This is a genomic window from Staphylococcus caprae, from assembly GCF_003966625.1.
Lineage (GTDB): Bacteria > Bacillota > Bacilli > Staphylococcales > Staphylococcaceae > Staphylococcus > Staphylococcus caprae.
The window spans coordinates 1,991,519-2,018,111 of the sequence record NZ_AP018587.1 but is presented as its reverse complement, the minus strand read 5'-3'; the positions used below and the strand labels follow the sequence as shown (position 1 = coordinate 2,018,111).

Genomic DNA, 26,593 nt, shown 5'->3' with positions numbered 1-26,593 from the left:
ACATTATAGAAATTAAGAAAACAAATTATCAGAAATTTCTAAAAATTAACTTGTAATATAAATTTTTAATAGTAAACTAAAACAAACAACTAAGAATTAGCAGGAGGGGAATTGGATGAGAAAATACTTTAAGTATTTAACTCTAGTTTTAATTATTATATTAGTACTAAGTGGCTGTGGAAAAGGCAAACAACAAGACGCTTCTAATGATGAAAGTAAAACTGATACTTCTGAACATAAAGGCGGTACATTAAAAGTTGGTATGCCTGCTGCACCTACTGGCGTTTATTCATCAATTTTAAGTTCTGATCACACAGATGCTACAGTTGAAGGTTATTTTAATGAAAATGTCATTAAAGTTGATAAAAAAGTTAAACCTAAACCTTTTATTGCTTCATGGAAAGATATTGACCCAGGTAAAAAAATTGAATTTAAGATTAAAAAAGGTATCAAATGGCATGATGGTAATGAATTGACAATAGATGATTGGATTTACACTTTAGAAGTGTTAGCAAATAAAGATTATTCAGGAAGTTACTATCCATCTGTAGAAAATATTAAAGGTGCCAAAGAAATGCACGATGGTAAAGCAGATCATATTAGTGGTATTAAGAAGAAAGATAATTATACTATGGAGGTTACATTTGATAAGAAGAAAGTTAATTATTTAACTGGATTTATATCTGGGCCTCTGTTAAGTAAGAAATATTTAAGCGATGTCCCTGTAAAAGATTTAGCTAAGTCAGATAAAATTCGTAAGCATCCTATTGGTATTGGACCGTATAAAGTTAAGAAAATTGTTCAAGGTGAAGCGATTCAATTAGAACGTTTTGATGATTATTGGCAAGGTAAACCAGCTTTAGACAAAATTGAAATAAAAGTAATCGATCAACCACAAATGATTAAAGCTTTGGAAAAAGGCGATATTGATTTAGTGAATGAAGCTACGGCGCCAATGGCTAAAGAAGCTAAAAAGTCTAAAGAAAAAATTAAAGTTTTATCTACGCCAAGTCTTGATTATGCAGTTATTGGTTTTGTATCACATGATTATGATAAAGCTAAGAATAAAACTGGTGAAGTTCGTCCAAAATATGAAAGTAAAGAACTTAGACAAGCTTTACTTTATGCAATTGATAGAAAAAAATGGATTAATGCATTCTTCAATGGTTATGGAACTGAAATCAATTCATACGTTCCTTCAACAGAATGGATTGCAGCTGATTCAAAAGATTTAAAAGAATATAAATATGATCCTGAGAAAGCTAAAAAGATTCTAGATAAACTTGGTTATAAAGATAAAGATGGTGATGGATTTAGAGAAGATCCTAAAGGTAAACCATTTGTTATTAATCTTAAACATTATGCTGGTTCAAACCCAACATTTGAACCAAGAACTGCAGCAATTAAAGATTTCTGGGAAAAAGTTGGTCTAAAAACTAAAGTTAAATTAGTAGAGTTTGGAAAATATAATGATGATTTAGCTAATGCCTCTAAAAATATGGAAGTGTACTTTAGAACTTGGGCAGGTGGAACTGATCCAGATCCATCTGATTTATACCATACTGATAGACCAATGAATGAAATGAGAACAGTTCTTCCAAAATCAGATAAGCTTTTAGATGATGCTTTAGATTTTGACAAGGTTGGTAAAGATGAGAAAAAACGTAAAGAACTATATGTTCAATGGCAAAAATATATGAATGAAGAGTTGCCTGCTTTACCAATGTTACAAATGAAATCTATAGGTATAGTTAATGATAAAGTTCGTAACTATGATATAGAAATTGGTAGTGACAAAGATTTATATCAATTAACGAAGGTTAATTAAAATGAGCTAAACCTCGACGATTTGTCGGGGTTTATTTTTAAAGGGGGGATATGATGACGAATCATCTTTTAGAAGTTAAAGAACTTGAGACATCTTTATTTATAAATAAACAATGGTATCCTACAGTCGATAAAGTAAGTTTTAAATTAGAGAAAGGTGAAGTTTTAGGTGTAGTGGGTGAATCAGGTTGCGGTAAATCAATATTGAATAAGTCAATTATTAAGTTATTGCCAGATAAAATATCGAAAATTACACATGGTGAAGTTATTTTTGAAGGAAAACGCATAGATGAATATAACGAGAGTGATTTTCTAAAAATTAGAGGTAATGATATAGGAATGATATTCCAAGAACCTATGACAGCATTAAATCCTGTATTCAAAATAAAAAACCAAATCATTGAGAGTATATTAGTACATCAAAAGAAATCTAAAAAAGAGGCGTATCAAGAAGCTAAAGATTTATTGTTAAAAGTTGGAATTTCCAGGCAAGAGGAAGTTCTAAATAGTTATCCTCATCAACTTTCAGGAGGAATGAGACAACGAGTAATGATAGCAATGGCAATTAGTTGCTCTCCAAAATTACTAATAGCTGACGAACCTACTACAGCATTGGATGTGACTATACAGGCTCAAATTTTAGATTTATTAAAGAACATTCAAAAAGATACTCAGATGTCCATCATATTAATTACTCATGATTTAAGTGTCGTTTCAGAATTCTGTGACAAAGTAATGGTTATGTATGCGGGCCAAATTGTAGAGTATGGAAATCTTAAAGAAATTTTGGAAAATCCTAAGCACCCATACACTAAAAAATTATTGAGAACTATTCCTACATTAGATAGTGAAAGAGAAAGATTAGAAACGATAGAAGGAATAGTGCCATCTATCACGGAATTTCAGTTTAATAATTGTAGATTTGCAAATCGATGTGACGAAAAATTAGATATTTGTAATAGTATATGTCCAAGTATGAGTAATATAAATGACACTTTAGTGCGATGTCATTTATTCGATAGACAAAGTGAGGCAGAACATCATGAATAACCTATTAGAAGTAAAAAATGTCAAAAAATACTATGAATTAAAGACAGGTATATTTAAAAATAAACAATATGTTAAAGCTGTTGATGACATCTCTTTTTCTATTAAGAAAGGTCAAACATTCGGTTTAGTAGGTGAATCAGGTTGTGGTAAATCCACAATTGGTAAAACTATTGTTAGATTGGATACGGTTACGAGTGGTCAAATTAAATTAGACAATAAAGATATTACATACTTGAAAGGTAAAAAATTAAGAGAAGCTAGACAAGATTTTCAAATGATATTTCAAGATCCCTACGCTTCTTTGAATCCTATGCAGATGGTAGGAAATATTGTTGCTGAGCCTTTATTAAATTACAAGAAAATGAGTAAAGAAGAAGTTAAAGCAGAGGTAATGCATTTACTCAATTGTGTAGGCCTTAGTGAAGAAGCATATTATAAATATGCTCATGAATTTTCCGGTGGTCAAAGACAACGTATAGGAATAGCAAGAGCTATAGCTTTGCGCCCTAAATTAATAGTTGCTGATGAACCAGTGAGTGCATTAGATGTATCAGTTCAATCACAAGTGTTAAACATTTTGAAAGACTTACAAGATGAATTTAAACTTAGTTATCTATTTATAGCTCATGATTTAAGCGTTGTAAAGCATATAAGTGATGTTATAGGAGTGATGTATTTAGGTCATATGGTTGAAATAGCTTCTCATAAAAATATTTACAATAAGCCTTTACATCCTTATACTCAAGCACTTATTTCTTCAATTCCACAATTTAATCAAGAAAAAAAGAACAGAGTTATTTTACAGGGTGAGTTACCTTCACCTAGTAATCCTCCTAGTGGTTGTCCATTTCAAACAAGATGTCCATTAGTTCAAGATAAATGTAAAAGAGAAAAACCTCAACTAAGAGAAGTAATAAACGGTCATAAAGTCGCTTGTTTTTATCCTAAAAGTGTGGGGAGTGAAGCTAATGGTTAAATTAATACTTAAACGATTAGGATTAATGATTCCTTTGCTTATTTTAATTTCTATGGTTGTGTTTTCATTGGCAATCATACAACCGGGAGATCCATTTTCTGGACAGCAAGGCCCAAACATTAAGCAAGAAGCTCTTGATGCGCAAAGAGAAAAGTTAGGACTAAATGATTCTATACCAAAGCAATATATAAGATGGGCAAATAATATTGTTCATGGTAATTTTGGAGAATCGATTAAATATAAAAGACCAGTAATGGATTTAATTAAAGAAAGGTTACCTAACACGATTCTTTTAGGTGCAATGTCCCTTATTATTACATATATAATTTCTTTCACATTAGGAATTATTTCAGGTAGATATGCATATACAATTAGTGATTATTCAATTCAAATATTTAACTATATCATGTTAGCAATTCCTTCCTTTATAGCTGGAGTATTTGCAATTTTCTTCTTTGCATTTCAATTGAATTTATTTCCATTTCAAGGGTCTGTAGATATCAATGTACAAGAGGGAACACTATCGTATTATATAAACAAGATATATCACACAATTTTACCTGCAGCGACATTGGGATTACTTTCTACAGCAGGCTATATACAATATTTACGTAACGATATTATTGAAAACTCCCAAAAGGATTATGTCTTAACTGCACAATCAAAAGGTCTTTCTACCAATAGAATTTATATCAAACATATTTTGAGAAACTCATTAATTCCTATTATTACATTTTTAGGAGCAGATATTGTCAGTATTTTAGGTGGTGCAGTCATTACAGAAACTATATTTTCATACAATGGAATAGGAAAATTATTTTTAGAATCTGTGACAGGTCAAGATTATCCGGTAATGATGGCAATGACATTATTTTTCTCATTTTTAGGATTATTAGGTAACTTAATTTCAGACATTACGTATGGTCTAGTTGATCCAAGAATACGAAGTAATTAAATGAGAGGATGATTATCTTGAAGAAAAAATCTTATTCGCCATTTACAATATCTTTAAGAAAGTTTTGTCACAATAAACTAGCTATGATTTCACTTACTTTTCTTATATTAATAGCAATTATTTCAATCATTGCGCCTCTGATCGCACCTTTACCAATAAACAAACAAGATTTATTAAATATTAAAGGTGATATGTCAGTTGAAAATCTATTAGGTACTGATGCTGGAGGGAGAGATAATTTTAGTAGATTGTTGTATGCTGGAAGAATTTCTCTAGCTATTGGTTTTACTTCAACTATAGGTATGCTCGTAATAGGGATAACTATTGGTGTAATTTCAGGCTATTTTGGTGGGATTTTAGACACTATATTAATGAGGGTTACGGAGTTTGTTATGTTATTTCCATTCTTAATTTTTGCAATTGTTTTAAATGCAGCATTAGGAGATAAAATTAAGAATCCATATGGCTCAGCCATCATTTTAGTATTTGTAATTATTATACTTAGTTGGGGAGGCATCGCTAGATTAGTAAGAGGTAAGGTGCTACAAGAAAAAGAAAATGAGTACTTTTTAGCAGCACAATCTATAGGTACACCTACATACAAGATTATATTAAAACATTTGCTCCCCAATATTTTAAGTGTAGTTATTGTACAAGCAACATTAACGTTTGCTGGAATGATAGTTGTCGAATCTGGACTTAGTTTCTTAGGTTTTGGTATAAGCAAATCAATACCTTCTTGGGGTAATATGCTAAGTGATGCTCAAGAAGGGGATGTATTAAGTAGTAAGCCGTGGATTTGGATGCCCCCAGCTTTGATGATTACACTCACTATACTAAGTATTAACTTTGTAGGTGAAGGTCTTAAAGATGCATTTAATCCTAAGGGAAGAAAATAATAAATTAATCATAAATAAATGGTACTGGAGTAGTTGTTCCAGTACCATTTATATTGTAGTTATCTTTTACGTCCTAATCCCATTGCTTTTTCCATTTTTTTCAATGTTTTAAATGAAGCTTTATGTGCTTTGTCTCTACCTTTATCTAAGATGTCATCTAACTCATCTGAATTATAAAAGCTTTCATATTTTTCTTGGAAATTAATAAGGAATTCTTTAACGATTTCAGCTAAGTCGCCTTTAAATTTACCATAGCCTTCGCCTTCGTATCTTGCTTCAATATCTTTAATAGGTTCATCAGTTAAACCAGAATAAATTGATAATAAATTAGAAACGCCAGGTTTATTATCTCGGTCGAATTTAATAACACCGTCAGAGTCTGTTACAGCACTTTTGATTTTTTTAGCAGCCACATTTGGCTCATCTAAAAGTGAAATAAAGTTTTTCTGATTATTATCACTTTTACTCATTTTCTTAGTAGGGTCTTGTAAACTCATTACGCGCCCGCCAACCTTAGGCATACGGATTTCTGGTTTTACTAAAATATCGTTATAACGACTATTAAAACGGTCTACTAAGTTACGTGTAAGTTCCATATGTTGTTTTTGGTCGTCTCCTACTGGAACGATATTTGTATTATAAATAACGATATCGGCTGCCATTAAAGGAGGATAAGTTAATAAACCTGCTGGTACACCATCGACACGTTTTTGAGCTTTATCTTTAAACTGTGTCATACGTTCAAGTTCACCTATTGAAGCAATTGTTGTAAGCATCCAACCAGCTTGCACGTGCGCAGGAACTTCAGATTGAATAAAGAGTGTTGATTTATCTGAATCAATTCCCGTTGCTAAATATATTGCTGCTAATTGTCGAATTTGTTTACGTAATTTCAAACGATCTTGTGGTACTGTAATGGCGTGTTGATCAACGATACAGAAAAAACAATCATAGTCATCTTGTACATCTACGAATTGTTTTAGTGCACCTATATAATTGCCAATAGTAGGAATACCACTCGGTTGAATTCCTGAAAATAAAGTTTCCATATTAGATGCCTACTTTCTAATTAATATTGTTTAGATAACATTATAACAGTATTTCGTTAAATTGTAAGTTGTGTTAGAATATTAGTATATTTGGGTATACACAATATACAAATTAATTATTTGATGAATTTCAAGATTTCTCAGAAAAATTAGGATTTTCTCATTTAATTTTAATCTTAGGTGGTTATACTATTAAGTGTAAGATTAAGAAAGCTTAAAAATTCAATTTCTTAAATCGATAATTATATTAAAAATAATGAATTTAATTCATTCAATAGGAGAGTGAGATGTATGGTAACATTATTTACTTCACCAAGTTGCACATCTTGCCGTAAAGCGAAAGCATGGTTACAAGAACATGACATTCCATATACGGAGCGTAACATTTTTTCTGAACATTTAACAATTGATGAAATTAAACAAATTTTAAAAATGACTGAAGACGGAACTGATGAAATTATTTCAACTCGTTCTAAAACATATCAAAAATTGAATGTAGACATTGATTCTTTACCTTTACAAGATTTATATTCTATCATTCAAGATAACCCAGGTTTATTACGTCGTCCTATTATTTTAGATGACAAACGTTTACAAGTTGGATACAACGAGGATGAAATTAGACGTTTCTTACCAAGAAAAGTTCGTACGTTCCAATTACAAGAAGCTCAACGTTTGGTTGACTAATAACCAATATAACTATGTGATTTAATCACTTTACTAAAAGATTCAAAACAACACTATTCATTGTTGATAGTGTTGTTTTTTGCATGTTGCGACTTATTATTGACGGATGGTTTTTTGGCGTCAAAATAGGGAATATGTTAATATGAATATCCAAATGAAAATAGTTAAATTTAATCAAACAAATAGATTGTAATTTACGTTCCGTTCTAATACAATATGATTACTATTCATCGACTGTAAGGAGTGAGATGATATGAGAATAGAACGCGTTGATGATACAACAGTTAAATTGTTTATAACATACAGCGACATTGAAGCACGTGGTTTTAACCGTGAAGATTTATGGACTAACCGTAAACGTGGCGAAGAATTCTTCTGGTCAATGATGGACGAAATTAATGAAGAAGAAGATTTTGTGGTAGAAGGTCCTTTATGGATTCAAGTACATGCTTTCGAAAAAGGTGTGGAAGTTACCATCTCTAAATCTAAAAATGAAGATGCAATGAACATGTCTGATGAAGATACAAATGATCAGTTTGATGATCAAGTTAATGAATTACTAGCTCAAACCTTAGACGGTGAAGATAATTTAGAAGAGTTATTTGAACAACGCAGTCAACAGAAGAAAGCAGAACAAAAAGCTAATCATGAACGTACTCAAAAACGTTCAAATGTTAGAACAGTAATTGTTAAATTTGACGATTTAGAACATGTCATTAATTATGCATATCACAATAACCAAAATACGAGTGAATACGAAGATTTATTATATATGATTAATAATCAGTATTATTATTCAATCTATTTTGATGACTCTGTTTCTCAAGAAGCCATTAATGATAGCTATAGTCAATTATTAGAATTTGCTTATCCTACTGATAAGACAGAAGTTTATTTAAATGACTACGCTAAAATCATCATGAGTCATAATGTTACTTCTCAAGTTCGTAGATATTTTACTGACGCAGAAGAATAATTAGAGTTCTTTTACAAGGTGCCTGATAAAGGTGCCTTTTTTTAATTTTTAAAAGTAAAAATACCTACAACCTCGTTGTAATATATGAGGTGAAGAGATGTTAGTAGCAATTGGTGAAAATAATCAAAGAATTTTAGCTAAAAATGCATCAAAAAAACAAATGTATGTGTGTCCACATTGTCAATCCGAAGTCGTGTTTCGACGTGGAGAGAAAGTCATTCCTCATTTTGCACATAAAGTAAAAGGTTCTAGACCGTGCTATAAAAACGAAACGTATGAACATTATCAAACAAAAATATTATTAGCTCAGAAATTTGAGAAATTAAATCATCATGTACAAATTGAGCCTTATTATGGTGGGGTATATCAATATCCTGATTTAGTTATTGATAATAAATATGCTATAGAAGTCCAATTTTCTAGAATAAGTGTAAATGAAATTATGAAAAGAACTAGAGGGTTAGAAAGCATTGGATTAAGCGTTTATTGGTTGATTAGTGATATGGTAATCAAAAAGAACATCATGAAACTTAATCAATTTCAAGCTACATTTATTAACCCTATGAGTCGGACACTTTTCACATGGAGTATCGACAAAGCAGAATTGGTAATCTATAGACATCTTCAAAATATTGGTGGGAAAAAATTTGTAGCTAAAAGTTATACATCAAATTTAACAACGCTTTTTAATAAAAGTAATCATAGACATTATAAAGTCTACCAATTAACCAGAGCCAAAATTTTAAACTACATTAAGCAATGTAGATGGAAAAATTCAGTATTAGAGCCAACTTTAAGTGCAATGTATCAATTACGAATGAATGATGAAAAAGTTTGCGATAGATTAGGATTTATTTTTGAAAATCAAATATACATCGAAACACATCCTATTGAATGGCAGCTTCAATATTTATTACTAAGACGAGATTTTAAGAGTTATGAAGCGTGTCAATTATTGATGGGGAAAGTTAAATTCAGGTGTTTTGCATGCTATAGGTACAACAAATTCACAGTATTGAAGAATCTAGTAAACGAATTTGAGAAAATGTATTTTATTAAATGCTTAAACGTGCAAAAGTAGTGCTAAAATGAGAAAATTAAGCTATTGATATAATCAAGGAGGTTTACTTTATGAGTCAACAATTAACAAGAGAAGAACAGGAACGTAAATATCCTGAATATACATGGGATTTAACTACAATTTTCAAAGATGATAATGCTTTCGAAGAAGCCTTTAAAGAAGTTGAAAATGAAATAGGTAAAGAAGAGCAGTTTAAAGGTCACTTAGGAGATAGTCCTGAAACGCTATACAACGCATTAGCGTTTGAAGATGAATTAGGAACTAAACTGGAAAAAGTTTATGTCTATGCACACCTTAAACAAGACCAAGATACTGCTAATGATAAATATACTGGATTAGAAGCACGTGCACATCAATTGGTAATTAAATATAGTTCTGCGTGGAGCTTTTTAGTGCCTGAAATACTTCAAATTGATGAATCTACAATTGAATCTTTTGTTTCATCTTACGATAAATTAAAACGTTACGAGTTTGATTTGAAACTCATCAATGAAAAACGTCCACATATTTTAGATGCGAATACAGAAAAATTATTAACAGAAGCACAAGATGCTTTATCAACGCCTTCAAATGTTTATGGCATGTTTAGTAATGCAGATTTAGAATTTGAAGACGCAATTGATAAAGATGGGAATGCACATTCACTCACTCAAGGTACATTTATCAAATATCTTGAGTCAGACGATCGTCATTTAAGAGAATCAGCTTTTAGAAATGTATACAAAGCTTACGGCTCACATAATAATACATTAGGTGCAACATTAGCAGGTGAGGTGAAGAAAAATGTGTTTAATGCTAGAACACATAACTATAACTCTGCTCGTGAACGCGCATTAAGTAATAATCATATACCAGAAGAAGTATACGATAACTTAGTTAAAACAGTGCACAAATATCTTCCGTTGTTACACAGGTATACGAAATTAAGAAAAGAGTTATTAGGTATTGAAGACTTAAAAATGTATGATTTATATACTCCTCTAGTTAAGGATGTAAAATTTGAAATGCCTTATGAAGAAGCTAAATCATGGATGCTAAAAGCTTTAGAACCAATGGGTGAAGAATACTTAAATGTAGTTAAAGAAGGTTTAGAAAATCGATGGGTTGACGTATATGAAAACAAAGGTAAACGCTCTGGAGGATACTCATCTGGTGCGCATTTAACGAATCCTTTTATTTTATTAAATTGGTCTAATACTGTTTCTGATTTATACACATTAGTACATGAGTTTGGTCATTCAGCACATAGTTATTTTAGTCGTCAAAATCAACCATCAAATTTAAGCGATTATACAATTTTCGTTGCTGAAGTAGCATCTACATGTAATGAAGCATTACTAAGCGATTATATGGATAAGCATTTAGACGATGAGCGTCGTTTACTTTTATTAAATCAAGAATTAGAACGTTTCAGAGCAACGTTGTTCCGCCAAACTATGTTTGCTGAATTTGAACATAAAATTCACCAAATTGAAGAAGCTGGGGAACCACTTACACCGACTCGTATGAATGAAGAATACGCGAAGCTTAATAAGCAATACTTTGGCGATGCTGTTGAAACAGATGAAGATATTAGTAAAGAATGGTCTCGTATTCCACACTTTTATATGAATTATTATGTATATCAATACGCTACTGGTTATAGTGCAGCACAAAGTTTAAGCCATCAAATTTTAACAGAAGGTAAGCCGGCAGTTGAAAGATATATTAATGAATTCTTGAAAAAAGGTAGTTCAAATTATCCTATTGATATCTTGAAAAATGCGGGTGTAGATATGACTACTCTTAAACCAATTGAAGAAGCATGTGAGGTATTTGAACAAAAATTAGACGCTTTTGAAAAACTTATGAAAGCTTAACATGATTGAATTCGCTTACAATTTGAACAGATTGTGACAATTTAAATTTATAATTAATCAAAGGTTGAAAAGGGGTATGTACCGTGTTATATTATGAACATGAAATTAATCACATAACAAACATACCCCTTTGTTTGAAGTGAAAAATTTCTCCCATCCCCTTTGTTTAGCGTCGTGTAATCAGACACGGCGTTTTTTTATGTTTAAATTTAAATCGCTAACTTTTGCATGTGTAAAATATACATTTTATATGCATAAAAGGGTATAAGAATACTCGTATATAGATATGAAAAAGGACGACTAGAAAATTAGTCGTCCTTTTTCATATCTATGATTCGATTAACACTGAGGCATTTTGGATTTCCAAAAATCGCCTTCAGGATACTGTAATTTCTCAACCTTTTGTTGCAGTGATAGTTTTTTTAATTCTTTATTTAATAATTTTTCTGGCCATTCGTATATAGTTAATAATTCTTCCATTGTAACTAATTGTTTCTTTTGAATATATTGTTCTAATTTAGGCGGAAGATTCTTTTCGATAGGTTTGCCCATTAACTCATTAATAATATAAGTATAAATATGGTATGGATATAAGCCTTCGACTTTTAAACCTTCTTCGTGCACATCTTCACTGAAGAAAACGAGAGAAGGCGCTTGTTCGATATCCATTTCGCGAGCAATATGAAGATCAACTTTTAAACTGTCTGTGAGTTTACTTTTTTGTAAATCTTCCTTGAAAACTTCATAATCTATGCCTGCATTTTTTATGCAATCACAAATCATGTCTTCTGTAATAATATCACGCTTAGGTATTATTTCATTCTGCATTAAATGAATGAATCTCTCAGCTCTTATACGACCTTGTAGTTCTGCAGCTTTATATGCAAGAGCGATATTATCGAAATCAGAAGTACTTTGAGCTTGACACTTTGTTAAAACCTTTAGAGATGGATTTAAGATATGTCTTACTCGGATATATTGATTATATTCAATTCTTAATTTAGATAAGATAGCTGATAATTTAAAACACTCTTTACTAAAAGGATCAAAAAATGAATAGATTTCTATTTTACTTACAGGTGACAGATTTGTCTCTTCACGACTCTTATTATCCATTATTCTTAATTCTTCAGCCATGTATATTCACCTACAATTATTTTTCGGAATTTACCATGTGATTAGCAGTTAAACGTAGTCTTTCGAATAAATAATCACCGACACCTGCAGGGAAGTTTGCATGTTGAATCGCTGTATGCATGTTTTCTAACCATGCATCACGTTCGTATTCAGTAATTGTAAATTCCATATGTCTTCTTTTTAACATAGGATGACCATGTTCTTGAGTATATAAGTCTGGTCCACCAAGAAACTGAGTTAAAAACTGCTTTTGTTTTCGACTTGTTTCACTAAAATCCCCTGGAAATAGATAGTTAATTCGTTCGTCTCTTTCGACTAGATAATAAAAGTGGTCAATCATTTGATACAATGCTTCTGGACCTACTATCTCATATGGTGTTTTAGACATAATATCACCGTGTTCCATTAATATATATCTAATATAACATGAATTTTTACATTTGAAAGTAATTTGCCCTTATGGGAAATCTCGTTATTCTTTGCTTGAATTTTGCTTTTCTTCAAAAAATCGTTGAACTTTATTTAACGGTTTCTCATGACTTAAATTAAACTCTTGAAGTAAATGATTAAACTTTTCATAACCTTCATCGTATGAATGAACTTCAAATTCAAGTTCATAATCGGTTTTACCTAGATATTCACTTTGGTCTAAAACTAAAAGTTCATTTTGAAATTGCGTTTCTAATCTATGAGTGGTAAGCGCTCCTAAAATGATAAGTTCTTTATCGGAAACGCCAAATTGATTTTCAATAATATCCCTTATGTCTTCAGGCAGTTGAGACAATGAGATTGTTGTATCTATTTTAGGAGAAATATTAATCGCGTGGTTATACTCGGTTAAACCAACTTTTGCAGGTACCTTTAAAGTCATTTCGTATTGATTGTCTTTAACTCTTATACGCAATGCTGATTGATGTTTCTTCAGTTTGAAATCATTCGTATCAATATAATAGTTCGTTTGAGTAAAGGGTTTATCATTTTCAAAATAAGTGTTACGAATTTGATGATATACGTTTTCATTTAAAATTTGCTTGAACTCAATTTCATTATTTGTTGCCATAATTAACACCTCGTTTAAACGCTTCTGAGTATTTCTAATTATGAAGAAAGTTCTTGTTAAATTAAAGTAATTTAATCATTGTAAGTAGCAATCTGAAATTTTTTTCTGTGATCCTTTTTTATCTGAAAATGAATTTAATATTTGCTAAGATTTCTAAAGTTGAAAATAAGTTGTGAAAATATGAATTTTAGTGAGTTGTACTATGATTTCTATGTAAGTTGTGGCGTGTTTTGTAAGTATATATTATGTTAAACTAGTATGGAATAAGGAGGAAGACAGGCATGCGTATTTATATAAATGAAATTAAAGTAGAAGAAGATGGCATTTATTGCTTCTCTGAGGATCCTACAGACGGATTAGAAGAAGTTGGACAAATGCTTGTTGACAGTGATAATTATGGTTTCGCATACATACTTGATGACGGCGAATCGTATTCTTATTTAATTTTTGTACAAGAGACATGGTCGATGTTACATGAAAATAGAGATAAGAAGGTTATCATAAATAATCATTTAGAATTAGAGCACTTCCAAGAAGAATTAGATTATATATTAGATAATATTGAAGGAAATAATAACTATGGTAAGGAGTTTGTTTTAGCTGTTGAAAAAACTTTCGAACTAGAGTGAAGCGGAGTGAAACAAAATGAACCAATGGGATCAATTTTTAACACCTTATAAACAAGCGGTAGATGAGCTAAAAGTAAAACTCAAAGGTTTACGTAAACAATATGAAGTAGGTGAAAACACGTCACCTATCGAGTTTGTTACAGGAAGAGTAAAACCAATATCAAGCATAATTGATAAAGCTAATAAAAGAGGTATTCCGTTTGACCGCTTACATGAAGAAATGTATGACATTGCTGGGTTAAGAATGATGTGTCAATTCGTAGATGATATTGATGTGGTAGTGGACATACTAAGACAGCGAAGAGACTTTAAGGTTATTGAAGAACGAGATTATATTCGTAATACAAAAGAGAGTGGTTATCGTTCTTATCATGTCATCATTGAGTATCCAATTGAAACGCTTAATGGACAAAAACATATCTTAGCAGAGATTCAAATTAGAACTTTAGCAATGAACTTCTGGGCAACAATAGAACATACGCTTCGTTACAAATATGATGGCGATTATCCTGATGAAATTCAACATCGTCTTGAAAGAGCTGCTGAAGCAGCATATTTACTTGATGAGGAAATGTCCGAGATTAAGGATGAAATTCAAGAGGCACAAAAATATTATACTCAGAAACGTGCCAAGAAACATGAAAATGACTAATGAGGTGTAAATGATGCGTTATACAATCCTAACTAAAGGTGATTCAAAATCGAATGCATTAAAACATAAAATGATTAATCATATGAAGGATTTTCAAATGGTAGAGGATAGTGAAAATCCCGAAATCGTCATATCTGTTGGTGGGGACGGCACGTTACTTCAAGCATTCCATCAATATAGTCATATGCTTTCAAAAGTTGCGTTTGTAGGTATACACACCGGTCATTTAGGATTCTATGCAGACTGGTTACCTCATGAAGTCGAGAAGTTAATTATTGAAATCAATAATTCTGAATTCCAAGTTATTGAATATCCTTTATTAGAACTTATCGTGAGATATAACGATAACGGTTATGAAACGCGATATCTTGCTTTAAATGAAGCCACCATGAAAACTGAAAATGGTTCAACATTAGTTGTGGACGTTAATATTCGTGGCAAACATTTTGAACGATTTAGAGGAGACGGGCTATGTATTTCAACACCTTCTGGTTCAACAGCTTACAATAAAGCTTTAGGAGGCGCGCTCATTCATCCATCATTAGAAGCGATGCAAATAGCTGAAATAGCTTCAATTAATAATCGTGTGTTTAGAACTGTGGGATCGCCTTTGGTATTACCAAAGCATCATACTTGTCTAATTATGCCTGTCAATCATGACACAATTAGAACAACAATTGACCACGTAAGTATTAAACATAAAAATGTAAATGCCATTCAATTTAGAGTAGCAAATGAAAAAGTAAGGTTTGCGAGATTTCGACCATTTCCTTTTTGGAAAAGAGTGCACGATTCATTTATCTCAAGTGATGATGAAAAATGATTTTCACTTATGTAATAAAGGAATTTGAAACAGTTAAATCTTTCTTACAGAGACATGATTACTCTAAAAAGACTATTAGCGCCATTAAACGTAATGGCGCTTTAATTGTAAATAAGCAGCCTGTAACCGTCAGGAAAGAAATGTCTTTTGGTGATCATTTAGAAGTCCATATGCCAATAGAGCAACCTAGTTCAAATTTAATCCCTTATCAAAAAGCATTGGAAATTATTTTCGAGGACGATTTTCTAGTTATAGTTAACAAACCTCAATATCAAAACTGTGCGCCTTCTAGAGAACATCCTCATGAGAGTTTAGTGGAGCAGGTGTTAGCATATCTAATCAATAAAGGCGAAAAGTCAAACCCGCACATAGTTACTAGGTTAGATCGAAATACGATGGGAATAGTTGTATTTGCTAAGTATGGACATGTCCATCATTTATTTTCAAAAGTTAAGTTTGAAAAGGAATATGTCTGTCTTGCATATGGTCGGACAAAATCAAAAGGTGTCATTGAAGCGCCTATAGCAAGGGATAATAAGAGTATTATTACTCGTAAAATTTCAAAAGATGGTAAATATGCTAAAACAAGTTACTACACATTAGTTCAAAAAGACAATGCGAGTTTGTGTAAAGTCAAATTACATACCGGACGTACGCATCAAATCCGTGTGCACTTTCAGCATATAGAGCACCCGATAGTTGGCGATGACTTATATGGAGGACACCATAGACAGATAAAAGGACAAAGTTTACAATGTTGTGCAGTTAAATTTCTTCATCCAATTTACAAAAATGAAATATCAATAAATATTGATTACAAACAATTAATTAATTTATTTAACATGCTATAATAAATATGCTTTGGAGGTGTAATGAATGTCTAACGACGCAGAGACTAAAGAGAATGTGCGTGAAGACGTATATAATGAAGAATTATTAGATAAATTATTAGATGAAAATGATATAGATCAGTTTAGAGATGAATTTTTATCTATGCACAATTACGAACAAAGTGAGTACTTTGAGGACACAGACGATAATAAAAGACAAAAAATATTTGAGTTTTTATCTCCGAAAGAAGTAGCAAATTTCTTCGATCAATTAGATATTGACGATGAAGATTACGAAGACCTTTTTGATAAGATTAATGCTACTTATGCGAGTCATGTTTTAGAAGAAATGTCTTATGATAACTCAGTAGATATTTTAAATGAGTTATCTAAGTCTAAAGTCGCTAGCTTACTTACACTAATGGACAAAGATGAAGCAAATGAGATAAAAGCTTTATTACATTATGAAGAAGATACCGCTGGCGGTATCATGACTACAGAGTATATTTCTCTTAAAACTACGACACCTGTTAAAGAAGCACTGATGCATGTTAAAGAACAAGCTCCAGATGCTGAAACAATTTACGTTATCTTCGCTGTGAATGAAGCAGGCCAACTTGTGGGCGTACTTTCTTTAAGAGACTTAATTGTTGCGGAGAATGATTCATATATAGAAGATGTTATGAGTGAACGTGTCATTAGTGTAAATGTCGCTGATGACCAAGAAAACGTTGCACAAGTTATGAGAGATTATGACTTTATCGCAGTACCAGTTGTAGATTATCAAAATCATTTATTAGGTATCATTACTATAGACGATATCTTAGATGTCATGGATGAAGAGGCTAGTGAAGACTACTCACGTTTAGCCGGTGTCTCTGATATAGACTCTACAAGTGATTCTGTTGTGAAAACTGCGACTAAACGTCTTCCATGGCTTATCGTCTTAACGTTCTTAGGGATGATAACGGCAACAATTCTAGGTAGTTTCGAAGATACTTTATCGAAGGTTGCTTTATTAGCTGCATTTATACCTATTATTAGTGGGATGTCTGGAAATTCAGGTACACAATCGTTAGCCGTTTCAGTACGTAATATTTCAACTGGAGAAATAAATGAACAAAGTAAATTTAGAATTGCATTAAGAGAGGCCGGTAGTGGATTTTTATCTGGACTGATTTGTGCTATTGTACTTTTCTTAATTATTGTAGTTATATACAGACAACCGTTATTAGCACTTATTGTAGGTGGAAGTCTAACTTGTGCTATGACAGTGGGTACATTAGTAGGTTCAATGATTCCGCTTCTTATGAATAAATTTAAAATTGACCCAGCAGTTGCAAGTGGTCCATTTATTACAACAATTAATGATATTGTCAGTATGTTAATTTATTTCGGTTTAGCAACTTCATTTATGTCATATTTAACTTAGGAGGTCTCATGGAGTTTTTATCATTAGTTATTGTAGTTGTTGCTGCATTTTTAACTCCAATTATCGTTAACCGACTTAATATTAATTTCTTGCCTGTCGTTGTGGCAGAGATTTTGATGGGAATTATTATTGGCCATTCTCTTCTCAACATAGTAGAGAGAGATTCGGTACTTAATATTTTATCTACATTAGGTTTTATATTTTTAATGTTTTTAAGTGGTTTAGAAATTGATTTTAAGGCTTTTAAAAAGGATTCCCGTTCAAGACAAGGTGAAAATAAACAAGAAACAAATATACCGAGTCATTTAAACCTAGCATTAACTGTATTTGGTTTTATCATGCTTATTTCAATCATTTTAGCCTACATATTCAAGTGGTTAGGTTTAGTAGATGACGTACTATTAATGGTAATCATAATATCTACCATATCTTTAGGCGTTGTGGTTCCGACACTTAAAGAAATGAATATTATGCGTACCACAATAGGTCAGTTCATACTATTAGTCGCAGTTTTGGCTGACTTAGTTACAATGATTTTATTAACGATCTATGGTGCTATCAACGGTCATGGTGGTAGTACGATTTGGTTAACTGGTATATTAATTGTTTTCACTGTCATTTTCTACATACTAGGTGGACTATTTAAAAGAATGTCGTTTTTACAAAAGTTAATGGATGGGACGACACAAATAGGGATTCGTGCAGTTTTTGCATTGATTATCTTACTAGTAGCTCTAGCTGAGGGCGTAGGCGCTGAATATATACTAGGCGCATTCTTAGCAGGTGTAGTCGTGTCTTTACTTAATCCAGATGAAGAAATGGTGGAAAAATTAGATTCTTTCGGTTACGGATTCTTTATACCGATATTCTTTATTATGGTAGGTGTGGACTTAAATATTCCGTCCTTAATTAAAGAACCATCGATACTTTTAATTATTCCTGTACTTATTTTAGCTTTTATCGTTTCAAAACTTATACCAGTATTCTTTATAAAGCGTTGGTTTGATACAAAAACGACGATTGCTTCGGCATTTTTATTAACTTCTACACTTTCATTAGTTATTGCAGCAGCAAAAATTGCAGAGCAACTCAAAACAATTTCAGCGGAAACGTCAGGCATTTTAATTTTAAGTGCTGTCATTACATGCGTTTTTGTGCCGATTATTTTCAAAAAAATGTTTCCAATTCCGAATGAAGTTAATCGTCGCATAGAAGTGAGTTTAATTGGTAAGAATCAGTTAACAATTCCAATTGCACAGAATTTGACGTCTCAATTGTATGATATATCACTTTATTATCGAAAGGATTTAAGTGACAGTAGAAAATTATCAGATGAAATTACAATGGTAGAGATTTCTGATTATGAAGAAGACTTACTAGAACGTTTAGGACTTTTTGAACGAGATATTGTGGTATGCGCAACAAATGATGATGAAATTAATAGAAAAGTTGCTTTAATGGCTAAAAAGCATGAAGTGAATCGTGTGATTTGTAGATTAGAAAATTCAAACGAAGATGCTGAAATTAAAGCACAAGGTATTGAAGTATTTAGTAACTACCTTAGTAATAAAATATTATTAAAAGATTTAATTGAAACACCGAATATGTTAAATCTTTTAAGTAATGTGGAAACATCACTATATGAAATTCAAATGTTAAATCATAAATATGAAAATATTCAATTACGTAATTTCCCATTCGGAGGAGACATTATATTTGTTCGAATTTTACGTAATAACGAATCCATAGTGCCTCATGGTGATACACAATTGCGTTATAAAGACCGATTAATTGTTACAGGATCAAAAGAATATGTTGATGAACTTAAACAAGAATTAGAATTTTATTATTAAATTAGAATACCCCATAGTTAATGAACTGGTGCATGATAAAATGCGCCAGTTCTTTTAAGTAGGGTTGAGTATAAGTCTTTCGTGGCATGCTAAATCACTTTATTATCAGGTACTAAAAGTGTTAAACTGTATATGGTAAATAGGTTATAAATGAAGTTGGTTTTTAACCATAAATAAACATTAATTATTTTATTATTAAGGAGTTATACTGCAATGTTAAATTTGGAGAATAAAACATATGTCATTATGGGTATTGCGAATAAACGTAGTATCGGTTTTGGTGTTGCTAAAGTATTAGACAAATTAGGTGCGAAATTAGTATTTACATATCGTAAAGATCGTAGTCGCAAAGAATTAGAGAAATTATTAGAACAATTAAATCAATCTGAACATCATTTATATCAAATTGATGTGCAAAGTGATGAAGACGTTATCAATGGTTTTGCTAAAATTGGTGAAGAAGTAGGTAACATTGATGGTGTATATCATTCAATTGCTTTCGCTAATATGGAAGATTTAAGAGGTCGTTTCTCTGAAACATCTCGTGACGGTTTCTTACTTGCACAAGATATTAGTTCTTACTCATTAACAATTGTTGCACATGAAGCTAAGAAATTGATGCCTGAAGGCGGTAGCATTGTCGCAACAACTTATCTTGGTGGAGAATTTGCGGTTCAAAACTATAATGTGATGGGTGTTGCTAAAGCAAGCTTAGAAGCTAATGTGAAATATTTAGCTTTAGATTTAGGTGAAGATAATATCCGTGTGAATGCTATTTCAGCTGGTCCTATCCGTACTTTAAGTGCAAAAGGTGTAGGCGGATTTAATACAATTCTTAAAGAAATTGAAGAACGTGCACCATTAAAACGTAATGTGGATCAAGAAGAGGTTGGTAAAACAGCAGCTTACTTATTAAGTGATTTATCAAGCGGTGTAACTGGTGAAAACATCCACGTTGATAGTGGTTTCCACGCAATTAAATAATAACTTCATTTGAATATTGAAGTGTGTGAAGCGGTTGAGTTGCAAGCTCAACCGCTTTTTCTGTATTCATAAAAAAACACCACTTACGAAAAGGTAAGTGATGTTTAAATATCAAGTTATTGTTAATCTTTAACATTGCTATTCGCTTTATCAATGATACGTTGGCGATATTTAAATATATTGCTAACTAATGTCTTAAGTACTGCATATAATGGTACAGCGATAAGAATTAAAGTAAAGCCACCTAAATCTCCTGCTGCCAAAATCACAACAATGATTGTTAGAGGATGGATACTTAAAGATTTACCCATAACGTTAGGCGTAATTACATTACCTTCAAGTTGTTGAGCAACTAAAGTTACAATACATACCCAAATGAATGTTGTTGGTCCATCGATAATACCTAGAATAGCGGCAGGCGCAAATGATAGCCATGGTCCTAGGAAAGGAATTAAGTTAGCTACGCCGGCAAATAATACTAGTAACGGCGTATAAGGCAATCCAATAATAGTATAACCAATATATAAAATGATACCTAGTATGACACTAACCGTTACTTGACCTTGGATATAAGATTTTAAAGTGAAGTTTAAGTCTTTTAGTAAATCTACTACGAATACTTTACGTTCACCTTTGAAAAATTTACCAATAGCAGGAATGAATTTTTCATGATCTTTTAACATATAGATTAAGAAGAAAGGCACCATGATTAATAAGAAAACTGTTGAAATAAATGATGTAATATATGTGACTGAATTAGATAGGATTGATGTTACGCCATCACCCATAGATCTTACAGCTTTATTAATGCGGTGTGTCACATCATCAGGTAGTTTATCCATTTGTTTTAAAGAGAAGTTGATGAGATGTTCAGCTTCTTTTTGCAATGCTGGTGTTTGTTTGATTAAGTTATTTATATTGGAAATAATAATCGGTGCGATAAATGAAACTACAATAGCAATGATTGCTATTAAACCGATAAATATTGTTAGAATACTTGCCCATCGTGGAAATCCCCACTTTTCAAGCAAATTTTGGAATGGTAAACATATGTAAAATAGAAAACCACTAATTAAGAATGGAAGGAATACAGAGCCGATAATTGTAGCAATTGGTGTAAATACATTGTGTACTTCCATAAATAGTTTGATGAGTATGAACAGCATGATGAAAAATATGCCAGTTCTGAACCAAACTTTATTGAACATAAACCTCTTTCCTCCTATTACGTTTCATTTATTTATTCCTAATAAGTATATCTTAAAAACCTATCTTTAAAAAGAGAAAAATGCTTTCCTGGTCATCGTTGAGAATGATGAGAATCAGAATATATGGTTTTAACAATGAACATGATTTAGTGAACGACTTTGATTTTTTAAAATGTGATTTAAACATGATATTCAGTCGTTAAATTGATTTTCAAGAATTTAAAAGTAGTTTAAGTATTGGTACAATAATACTACTACGACGAGGGGGGCTTATATATGACAGAGTTTAATGCTGGAAAGATAAATAAAAAGGTAATACATAGTGATATTTTAGATAGAGATGTAACGCTCTCCATTTATTTGCCAGAGGAGTATACAGAACTATTTAAGTATCAAGTTATTTTATGTTTTGATGGATTAGATTTCTTAAGATTTGGTAGAATACAACGTGCTTATGAACAATTGAGAAAGGATAATGACATACAAAGAGCAATTATTGTAGGATTTCATTATGAAGATGTTGATAAACGTAGAGAAGAATTCCATCCTTCTGGAAGCCGTTCTCATCTAACAGTACAAGCTGTTGGTAAAGAGATTCTGCCGTATGTTGACTCTACTTTTCCAACTTATAAAGTAGGTAACGCTAGATTACTTATCGGGGACAGTTTGGCTGGTAGTATTGCTTTGATGACAGCTTTAACGTATCCGACGATTTTCAGTCAGGTTGCAATGTTAAGCCCGATGTATAACCAAAATATTAAACAGAAATTAGAAAGTTGTGATGATAGAAAGCAACTTACTTTATGGCATGCAATTGGTTTAGAGGAAGAAGATTTTACTTTACCTACTAATGGTGAAAGAGCTAATTTTCTCACACCAAATAGAGAACTTTCTGAGCTCATTAAAGGCTATGATATGGATTATTATTATACTGAATTTGAAGGCGGTCATAGTTGGAAATCGTGGAAACCTATGTTAGGAGATATCTTAAAATATTTCTTAAGCGATGTTATCCCTGATTAAGTCCTTGTTTTAAAAGATATATTTGACATTATAAAAATGATTTAAAAGTTTCTTGAAAAGTAGATATCTTAAATGTAGAAATTTCTAAAATGTAATTGTTTTCACTTTTAAAGTAACGGTTTTCAAAAAATTTTGATATAATGGAAATATGTTAAACAAAGGAGGAATTTAAATGATTTTAGGATTAGCATTAGTTCCGTCTGAGTCATTTCAAGATGAGGTGAATGCATACCGTAAGCGTTATGATACGCATTATGCGCAAATTATGCCTCATATTACAATTAAATCTCAATTTGAAATCGACGATAATGAATTAAATTCTATTAAAGAAGAAGTGAAAAAACGTATTAGCGACATTCAACCTGTCGATGTACATGCGACAAAAGCTTCAAATTTTGCTCCAACAACAAATGTGATTTACTTCAAAGTGGCAAAAACTGATTCATTAGAAAAATTATTCGATCAATTTAACACTGACGAGTTTTATGGTAAAGCTGAACATACTTTTGTTCCGCATTTTACAATTGCACAAGGCCTTTCAAGCCAAGAGTTCGAAGATATTTATGGTCAAGTTAAATTAGCAGGGGTAGATCATAAAGAAACAATTAGTGAACTTTCTTTACTACAATATAGTGAAGAAGACGATAAATGGTCAGTAATAGAGACATTTAAGTTAGGATAATAAAAATATATGGAAGTGGGGCAGACATTTCATTTGGCAAATTATTTTTGTTGTTCCACATCCAACTTGCATTATTTATAGAATTTCATAAAAAAGAAATTCTCTATGTTGTGAATTGTCGGCAAGGATGGCTATGATTGAAAGAAGCTTAGTATAAGCATAAGCGCAATCCCAATTCAGACATTTATTGCCAATATGTTAAAGAAAGCTGAGATAATCATGTCTTAGCTTTCTTTTTTACTAAGATAAAAGAAAAACGTTCAGAACACAAAAATTCTGAACGCTTTAGTGATCTATTATGATTTGGAGTTTTGTTTACCACTAATAAAGTAATAACCGTAAAATACAGCTAGCGATATAAAGATTAAAGCTGAAAAATAGAATGTATTATTTAAACTATTAGTAAATTGTGTAATTAAACCACCGATTAAAGGACCTATCATAGATCCGAAACCTTGAACACTATTAAATACGCCCCAAGTTTCTTCTTGTTCGTCGGGGTTAATATGTCCAGCCATAAACGTATTCCACGCTGGTAACAAAATTCCGTACATTAATCCAATAAACAGGGCAATGACCCATACGATATAAATATTAGTTACCATTGATAGTCCGAATATTAGGATAGTATATAAGATGAATCCACCGAAAATAATACTATACATAAATCCGCGACTGTTATTGTCAATAATCTTCGATAAGAATAACATTGAAACTGCGCAGCCAATACCGCCAATAATGATAGCAACAGTATATTCAACGGTAGAAACTTTAACTACTTTAGTAGCGTATTTAGGTAAAATTGGAACTAGTGCTGCTATAGCTGCCCCTTGTAATAATATCCCGGGAAATAAAACAAGGTGGCGTTTTGTTACATCTACAATTTGTTTAAGTTGCTCGGGAACTGGTTTAGTATTATAGTTAGTTAATTTAATGTTAACAAAGTAATATAAAATCCAAGCTATAAGAACAACTAATGACATCATAAATGCAAATCGAGTAGGATGTAATTTGATTAATAAATTCATTACAACCATACCGACTAATAAACCAAGTAACCATGAGAAATAAACATAGCCCATCTGTTTGCCACGATTATTTTCCTCGACACTAGACAGCATAATCACCCATATAGGGCTCACAGCAATACCCAGCATAATTGAACTAAAGATAATTACAAAAGGTGAGGCTGGAAACCAAATCACTAAAAATAAACTTACAAATGCGAGTAAAAAGCCAGCAGTAAGTACCACTTTGGCACCAAATTTCTTGAGTAAGAAACCAATGACAAAGTTCGTAGCTGCATCAGCTATAAAATGAATGGAAAATGCAAATGAAGTAATTGCAATTGCAATCGACGTCACAGTAGGTAAGAAGTTAATATAACTTAGTATGTACATGCCTCGTGCAAATTCCATTAAGAATAAAATAACTAACATAATAACGAAATTTCTGTTATTAGAATAATTATTTAACGAAGAATCTTGCATATAAAGGAACCTTTCCGTATATTTCTTCAGGTTGTGATGAGTGACCAATTAAGTCTAATAAGTCTCTACATAATTTTTGAGTCGAATAACTTACCTTTGATTCTCGCATTTGATTAGTCATATTTTCCAATTTATGTTCATGATTGGTTAAATCGGATACGATATTGATTGCTTCATTAGGTGTATCTGCAATCTTGCCGAATCCTTTTTCTTCGAAATAATGAGCATTTTCAAGTTCTTGTCCAGGAGCAGGATTTAAGAAAATCATCGGAATACATCTTGTTAATCCTTCGGAAATTGTAATCCCGCCTGGTTTAGTAATCATGAGCTGACTTGAAGCCATCCATTCATTCATATAATTTGTGTAGCCAAGAATTAAAACGCTTGGATTATCTTTAAATTTTGATTTTAATGAGCGTTTGAGTTCTTTACTATGCCCACATATCATCACCACTTGAGAGTGAGGACTCTTATCTAATATTTCATTAATCATGTAATCGAACCCTTTAGATACGCCGAATGCACCAGCTGACATTAAAATCGTAGGTTTATTCGGGTCTAAATGATGTTTGGCTAACCAAGCTTCTTTATTAATAGGTTCTTCAAATTTATCTGCAATTGGGATACCTGTAACTTTAATATGAGAGGCTGGAACACCAGCTTCTACGAAATCTTGTTTCGTATCCTTTGTAGCTACGTAATATCTTTGCGAATCCGGAGTAATCCAGTTCTTATGCATACGATAATCAGTCATGACAGTGGCAATTGGGATGTTAATGTTGAATTGTTCTGTTAATACTGACATCACTGGAGTAGGGAATGTTAATAAGATTAAGTCCGGTTTCTCTTTAATAAGTAAATTAATTAACTTATTTAATCCATAATATTTATAAAAACATTTATCAAGCTCGTTAGGGCGGCTATAATAAAAACGTTTATACATATTTCTAAAATATCTAAAGCTATTGATGTACCATTTTTTACATATAGAAGTCATAATTGGATGAGCTTCCATAAATAAATCATGTTGTATTACTGATAAATGATCGAGGTTCATTTCATTCAATTGGTTGACAATACTTTGCGTGACTTGCATATGACCGTTACCAAAAGAGCCAGTAATAATCAATATCTTTTTATTTTGAGTAACCATTTATAGCCACCCTCCATTAATTTTTAAAATTTATAATAAGTGTAACGTATTTTCATACATTATAAAAGGAATTAAGCGACAATAAATCTTAGCAATCATCCACTATAAATGCAGTGCGCAACACTTTCCAAATAGTTTAACTACTATGCAAACTAAATAACTAAAATTTTTATTTATGCATTATACCATACTCATCTTCAAAATAATTTTTTAATTACTCAAATAAAAATTCGTTGTAACTCAAAAGTATCTTAGCAAAATCTTTATAATTTCTTAAC

25 protein-coding genes are annotated in these 26,593 nt (G+C 31.6%); 18 read left to right on the top strand and 7 right to left on the bottom strand.

Going from position 1 to position 26,593, the window contains the following annotated elements; genetic code table 11:
- The first annotated feature begins 115 nt into the window (after positions 1-115).
- The 5 genes from opp4A to opp4C are packed head-to-tail and all read left to right on the top strand — an operon-like array spanning position 116 to position 5,707.
- Positions 116-1,828 (top strand): oligopeptide ABC transporter substrate-binding protein, encoded by a 1,713-nt coding sequence (gene opp4A, locus JMUB898_RS09680; protein ID WP_002441832.1) that lies wholly within the window; start codon positions 116-118, stop codon positions 1,826-1,828.
- A 53-nt stretch (positions 1,829-1,881) separates the two neighbouring features.
- Positions 1,882-2,877 (top strand): ABC transporter ATP-binding protein, encoded by a 996-nt coding sequence (locus tag JMUB898_RS09675; protein WP_002441834.1) that lies wholly within the window; start codon positions 1,882-1,884, stop codon positions 2,875-2,877.
- The gene (locus JMUB898_RS09670) at positions 2,870-3,853 is read left to right on the top strand and encodes an ABC transporter ATP-binding protein (RefSeq protein WP_002441836.1); all 984 of its coding nucleotides are present in this window, start codon (positions 2,870-2,872) and stop codon (positions 3,851-3,853) included. The genes JMUB898_RS09675 and JMUB898_RS09670 overlap by 8 nt, the downstream gene beginning before the upstream one ends.
- Positions 3,846-4,808, top strand: coding sequence for an oligopeptide ABC transporter permease (gene opp4B / locus JMUB898_RS09665; RefSeq protein ID WP_002441838.1), 963 nt, complete (start codon positions 3,846-3,848; stop codon positions 4,806-4,808). The genes JMUB898_RS09670 and opp4B overlap by 8 nt, the downstream gene beginning before the upstream one ends.
- A 17-nt stretch (positions 4,809-4,825) precedes the next feature.
- A complete protein-coding gene (gene opp4C / locus JMUB898_RS09660) occupies positions 4,826-5,707 on the top strand; it encodes an oligopeptide ABC transporter permease (RefSeq protein ID WP_037541265.1) in 882 nt (293 codons plus the stop codon).
- A 59-nt stretch (positions 5,708-5,766) separates the two neighbouring features.
- Here the strand turns inward: opp4C and trpS are convergent, their stop codons facing one another.
- The gene (gene trpS, locus JMUB898_RS09655; protein WP_002441842.1) at positions 5,767-6,756 is read right to left on the bottom strand and encodes a tryptophan--tRNA ligase; all 990 of its coding nucleotides are present in this window, start codon (positions 6,754-6,756) and stop codon (positions 5,767-5,769) included.
- 291 nt (positions 6,757-7,047) lie between these two features.
- Between trpS and spxA the strand changes: the two genes are divergently transcribed.
- The 4 genes from spxA to pepF all read left to right on the top strand — a co-directional run bounded on the left by spxA (position 7,048) and on the right by pepF (position 11,359).
- Complete coding sequence (spxA, locus tag JMUB898_RS09650; RefSeq protein WP_001829294.1) at positions 7,048-7,443, top strand: transcriptional regulator SpxA; 396 nt, start codon at positions 7,048-7,050, stop codon at positions 7,441-7,443.
- Between the two features lie 253 nt (positions 7,444-7,696).
- Positions 7,697-8,419 carry an adaptor protein MecA gene (gene mecA, locus JMUB898_RS09645; RefSeq protein WP_002441844.1) on the top strand — a complete coding sequence of 241 codons (723 nt, stop codon included), beginning with the start codon at positions 7,697-7,699 and terminating at the stop codon, positions 8,417-8,419.
- A gap of 97 nt (positions 8,420-8,516) precedes the next feature.
- A complete protein-coding gene (locus JMUB898_RS09640; RefSeq protein ID WP_002441846.1) occupies positions 8,517-9,500 on the top strand; it encodes a competence protein CoiA in 984 nt (327 codons plus the stop codon).
- A gap of 50 nt (positions 9,501-9,550) precedes the next feature.
- Positions 9,551-11,359 (top strand): oligoendopeptidase F, encoded by a 1,809-nt coding sequence (pepF, locus tag JMUB898_RS09635; RefSeq protein WP_126501989.1) that lies wholly within the window; start codon positions 9,551-9,553, stop codon positions 11,357-11,359.
- A gap of 339 nt (positions 11,360-11,698) precedes the next feature.
- On the opposite strand, the gene yjbH is transcribed toward pepF, so the two are convergent.
- From yjbH to JMUB898_RS09620, 3 genes are all read right to left on the bottom strand, one after another.
- Entirely contained in the window at positions 11,699-12,496 is a 798-nt protein-coding gene (gene yjbH / locus JMUB898_RS09630) for a protease adaptor protein YjbH (RefSeq protein ID WP_002441849.1), read from the bottom strand.
- 16 nt (positions 12,497-12,512) lie between these two features.
- A complete protein-coding gene (locus JMUB898_RS09625) occupies positions 12,513-12,884 on the bottom strand; it encodes a truncated hemoglobin YjbI (RefSeq protein ID WP_037541540.1) in 372 nt (123 codons plus the stop codon).
- An 84-nt stretch (positions 12,885-12,968) separates the two neighbouring features.
- Positions 12,969-13,556, bottom strand: coding sequence for a CYTH domain-containing protein (locus JMUB898_RS09620; protein WP_002441853.1), 588 nt, complete (start codon positions 13,554-13,556; stop codon positions 12,969-12,971).
- Between the two features lie 281 nt (positions 13,557-13,837).
- On the opposite strand from JMUB898_RS09620, the gene JMUB898_RS09615 reads away from it, so the two are divergent.
- The 7 genes from JMUB898_RS09615 to fabI all read left to right on the top strand — a co-directional run bounded on the left by JMUB898_RS09615 (position 13,838) and on the right by fabI (position 20,759).
- Complete coding sequence (locus JMUB898_RS09615) at positions 13,838-14,185, top strand: UPF0738 family protein (RefSeq protein WP_002441855.1); 348 nt, start codon at positions 13,838-13,840, stop codon at positions 14,183-14,185.
- A gap of 16 nt (positions 14,186-14,201) precedes the next feature.
- Complete coding sequence (locus JMUB898_RS09610) at positions 14,202-14,837, top strand: GTP diphosphokinase (RefSeq protein ID WP_002441856.1); 636 nt, start codon at positions 14,202-14,204, stop codon at positions 14,835-14,837.
- A gap of 13 nt (positions 14,838-14,850) precedes the next feature.
- Positions 14,851-15,660, top strand: a complete 810-nt coding sequence (locus JMUB898_RS09605) for an NAD kinase (protein WP_037541268.1) — start codon at positions 14,851-14,853, stop codon at positions 15,658-15,660.
- Positions 15,657-16,511 carry an RluA family pseudouridine synthase gene (locus tag JMUB898_RS09600; protein WP_002441860.1) on the top strand — a complete coding sequence of 285 codons (855 nt, stop codon included), beginning with the start codon at positions 15,657-15,659 and terminating at the stop codon, positions 16,509-16,511. The genes JMUB898_RS09605 and JMUB898_RS09600 overlap by 4 nt, the downstream gene beginning before the upstream one ends.
- Positions 16,512-16,536: 25 nt before the next feature.
- Positions 16,537-17,922 carry a magnesium transporter gene (gene mgtE, locus JMUB898_RS09595; RefSeq protein ID WP_002441862.1) on the top strand — a complete coding sequence of 462 codons (1,386 nt, stop codon included), beginning with the start codon at positions 16,537-16,539 and terminating at the stop codon, positions 17,920-17,922.
- A gap of 8 nt (positions 17,923-17,930) precedes the next feature.
- Positions 17,931-19,775, top strand: coding sequence for a monovalent cation:proton antiporter family protein (locus JMUB898_RS09590; RefSeq protein ID WP_126514795.1), 1,845 nt, complete (start codon positions 17,931-17,933; stop codon positions 19,773-19,775).
- Positions 19,776-19,988: 213 nt separating this feature from the next.
- Positions 19,989-20,759: an enoyl-ACP reductase FabI gene (gene fabI / locus JMUB898_RS09585; protein ID WP_002441867.1), complete on the top strand. Its 771-nt coding sequence runs from the start codon at positions 19,989-19,991 to the stop codon at positions 20,757-20,759.
- Between the two features lie 122 nt (positions 20,760-20,881).
- Here the strand turns inward: fabI and cozEa are convergent, their stop codons facing one another.
- Positions 20,882-21,967, bottom strand: a complete 1,086-nt coding sequence (gene cozEa / locus JMUB898_RS09580) for a lipoteichoic acid biosynthesis protein CozEa (RefSeq protein ID WP_044466316.1) — start codon at positions 21,965-21,967, stop codon at positions 20,882-20,884.
- A gap of 276 nt (positions 21,968-22,243) precedes the next feature.
- On the opposite strand from cozEa, the gene JMUB898_RS09575 reads away from it, so the two are divergent.
- Positions 22,244-22,990: an esterase family protein gene (locus JMUB898_RS09575; protein ID WP_002441875.1), complete on the top strand. Its 747-nt coding sequence runs from the start codon at positions 22,244-22,246 to the stop codon at positions 22,988-22,990.
- 172 nt (positions 22,991-23,162) lie between these two features.
- The gene (locus JMUB898_RS09570; RefSeq protein WP_002441877.1) at positions 23,163-23,672 is read left to right on the top strand and encodes a YjcG family protein; all 510 of its coding nucleotides are present in this window, start codon (positions 23,163-23,165) and stop codon (positions 23,670-23,672) included.
- A gap of 296 nt (positions 23,673-23,968) precedes the next feature.
- Here JMUB898_RS09570 and ltaA read toward each other — a convergent pair whose 3' ends face one another.
- Both ltaA and JMUB898_RS09560 read right to left on the bottom strand, forming a co-directional pair.
- Positions 23,969-25,162 carry a lipoteichoic acid biosynthesis MFS flippase LtaA gene (gene ltaA / locus JMUB898_RS09565; protein ID WP_002441879.1) on the bottom strand — a complete coding sequence of 398 codons (1,194 nt, stop codon included), beginning with the start codon at positions 25,160-25,162 and terminating at the stop codon, positions 23,969-23,971.
- A complete protein-coding gene (locus JMUB898_RS09560; protein WP_002441881.1) occupies positions 25,140-26,315 on the bottom strand; it encodes a diglucosyl diacylglycerol synthase in 1,176 nt (391 codons plus the stop codon). Before JMUB898_RS09560 ends, ltaA begins: the two co-directional genes overlap by 23 nt.
- Positions 26,316-26,593: the final 278 nt, after the last annotated feature.

What these genes read in the sequence shown, in the direction of transcription:
- opp4A (WP_002441832.1), top strand. Translation starts at nt 116, where the DNA reads ATGAGAAAATACTTTAAGTATTTAACTCTAGTTTTAATTATTATATTA.
- JMUB898_RS09675 (WP_002441834.1), top strand. Translation starts at nt 1,882, where the DNA reads ATGACGAATCATCTTTTAGAAGTTAAAGAACTTGAGACATCTTTATTT.
- JMUB898_RS09670 (WP_002441836.1), top strand. Translation starts at nt 2,870, where the DNA reads ATGAATAACCTATTAGAAGTAAAAAATGTCAAAAAATACTATGAATTA.
- opp4B (WP_002441838.1), top strand. Translation starts at nt 3,846, where the DNA reads ATGGTTAAATTAATACTTAAACGATTAGGATTAATGATTCCTTTGCTT.
- trpS (WP_002441842.1), bottom strand. Translation starts at nt 6,756, where the DNA reads ATGGAAACTTTATTTTCAGGAATTCAACCGAGTGGTATTCCTACTATT.
- spxA (WP_001829294.1), top strand. Translation starts at nt 7,048, where the DNA reads ATGGTAACATTATTTACTTCACCAAGTTGCACATCTTGCCGTAAAGCG.
- mecA (WP_002441844.1), top strand. Translation starts at nt 7,697, where the DNA reads ATGAGAATAGAACGCGTTGATGATACAACAGTTAAATTGTTTATAACA.
- JMUB898_RS09640 (WP_002441846.1), top strand. Translation starts at nt 8,517, where the DNA reads ATGTTAGTAGCAATTGGTGAAAATAATCAAAGAATTTTAGCTAAAAAT.
- pepF (WP_126501989.1), top strand. Translation starts at nt 9,551, where the DNA reads ATGAGTCAACAATTAACAAGAGAAGAACAGGAACGTAAATATCCTGAA.
- yjbH (WP_002441849.1), bottom strand. Translation starts at nt 12,496, where the DNA reads ATGGCTGAAGAATTAAGAATAATGGATAATAAGAGTCGTGAAGAGACA.
- JMUB898_RS09625 (WP_037541540.1), bottom strand. Translation starts at nt 12,884, where the DNA reads ATGTCTAAAACACCATATGAGATAGTAGGTCCAGAAGCATTGTATCAA.
- JMUB898_RS09620 (WP_002441853.1), bottom strand. Translation starts at nt 13,556, where the DNA reads ATGGCAACAAATAATGAAATTGAGTTCAAGCAAATTTTAAATGAAAAC.
- JMUB898_RS09615 (WP_002441855.1), top strand. Translation starts at nt 13,838, where the DNA reads ATGCGTATTTATATAAATGAAATTAAAGTAGAAGAAGATGGCATTTAT.
- JMUB898_RS09610 (WP_002441856.1), top strand. Translation starts at nt 14,202, where the DNA reads ATGAACCAATGGGATCAATTTTTAACACCTTATAAACAAGCGGTAGAT.
- JMUB898_RS09605 (WP_037541268.1), top strand. Translation starts at nt 14,851, where the DNA reads ATGCGTTATACAATCCTAACTAAAGGTGATTCAAAATCGAATGCATTA.
- JMUB898_RS09600 (WP_002441860.1), top strand. Translation starts at nt 15,657, where the DNA reads ATGATTTTCACTTATGTAATAAAGGAATTTGAAACAGTTAAATCTTTC.
- mgtE (WP_002441862.1), top strand. Translation starts at nt 16,537, where the DNA reads ATGTCTAACGACGCAGAGACTAAAGAGAATGTGCGTGAAGACGTATAT.
- JMUB898_RS09590 (WP_126514795.1), top strand. Translation starts at nt 17,931, where the DNA reads ATGGAGTTTTTATCATTAGTTATTGTAGTTGTTGCTGCATTTTTAACT.
- fabI (WP_002441867.1), top strand. Translation starts at nt 19,989, where the DNA reads ATGTTAAATTTGGAGAATAAAACATATGTCATTATGGGTATTGCGAAT.
- cozEa (WP_044466316.1), bottom strand. Translation starts at nt 21,967, where the DNA reads ATGTTCAATAAAGTTTGGTTCAGAACTGGCATATTTTTCATCATGCTG.
- JMUB898_RS09575 (WP_002441875.1), top strand. Translation starts at nt 22,244, where the DNA reads ATGACAGAGTTTAATGCTGGAAAGATAAATAAAAAGGTAATACATAGT.
- JMUB898_RS09570 (WP_002441877.1), top strand. Translation starts at nt 23,163, where the DNA reads ATGATTTTAGGATTAGCATTAGTTCCGTCTGAGTCATTTCAAGATGAG.
- ltaA (WP_002441879.1), bottom strand. Translation starts at nt 25,162, where the DNA reads ATGCAAGATTCTTCGTTAAATAATTATTCTAATAACAGAAATTTCGTT.
- JMUB898_RS09560 (WP_002441881.1), bottom strand. Translation starts at nt 26,315, where the DNA reads ATGGTTACTCAAAATAAAAAGATATTGATTATTACTGGCTCTTTTGGT.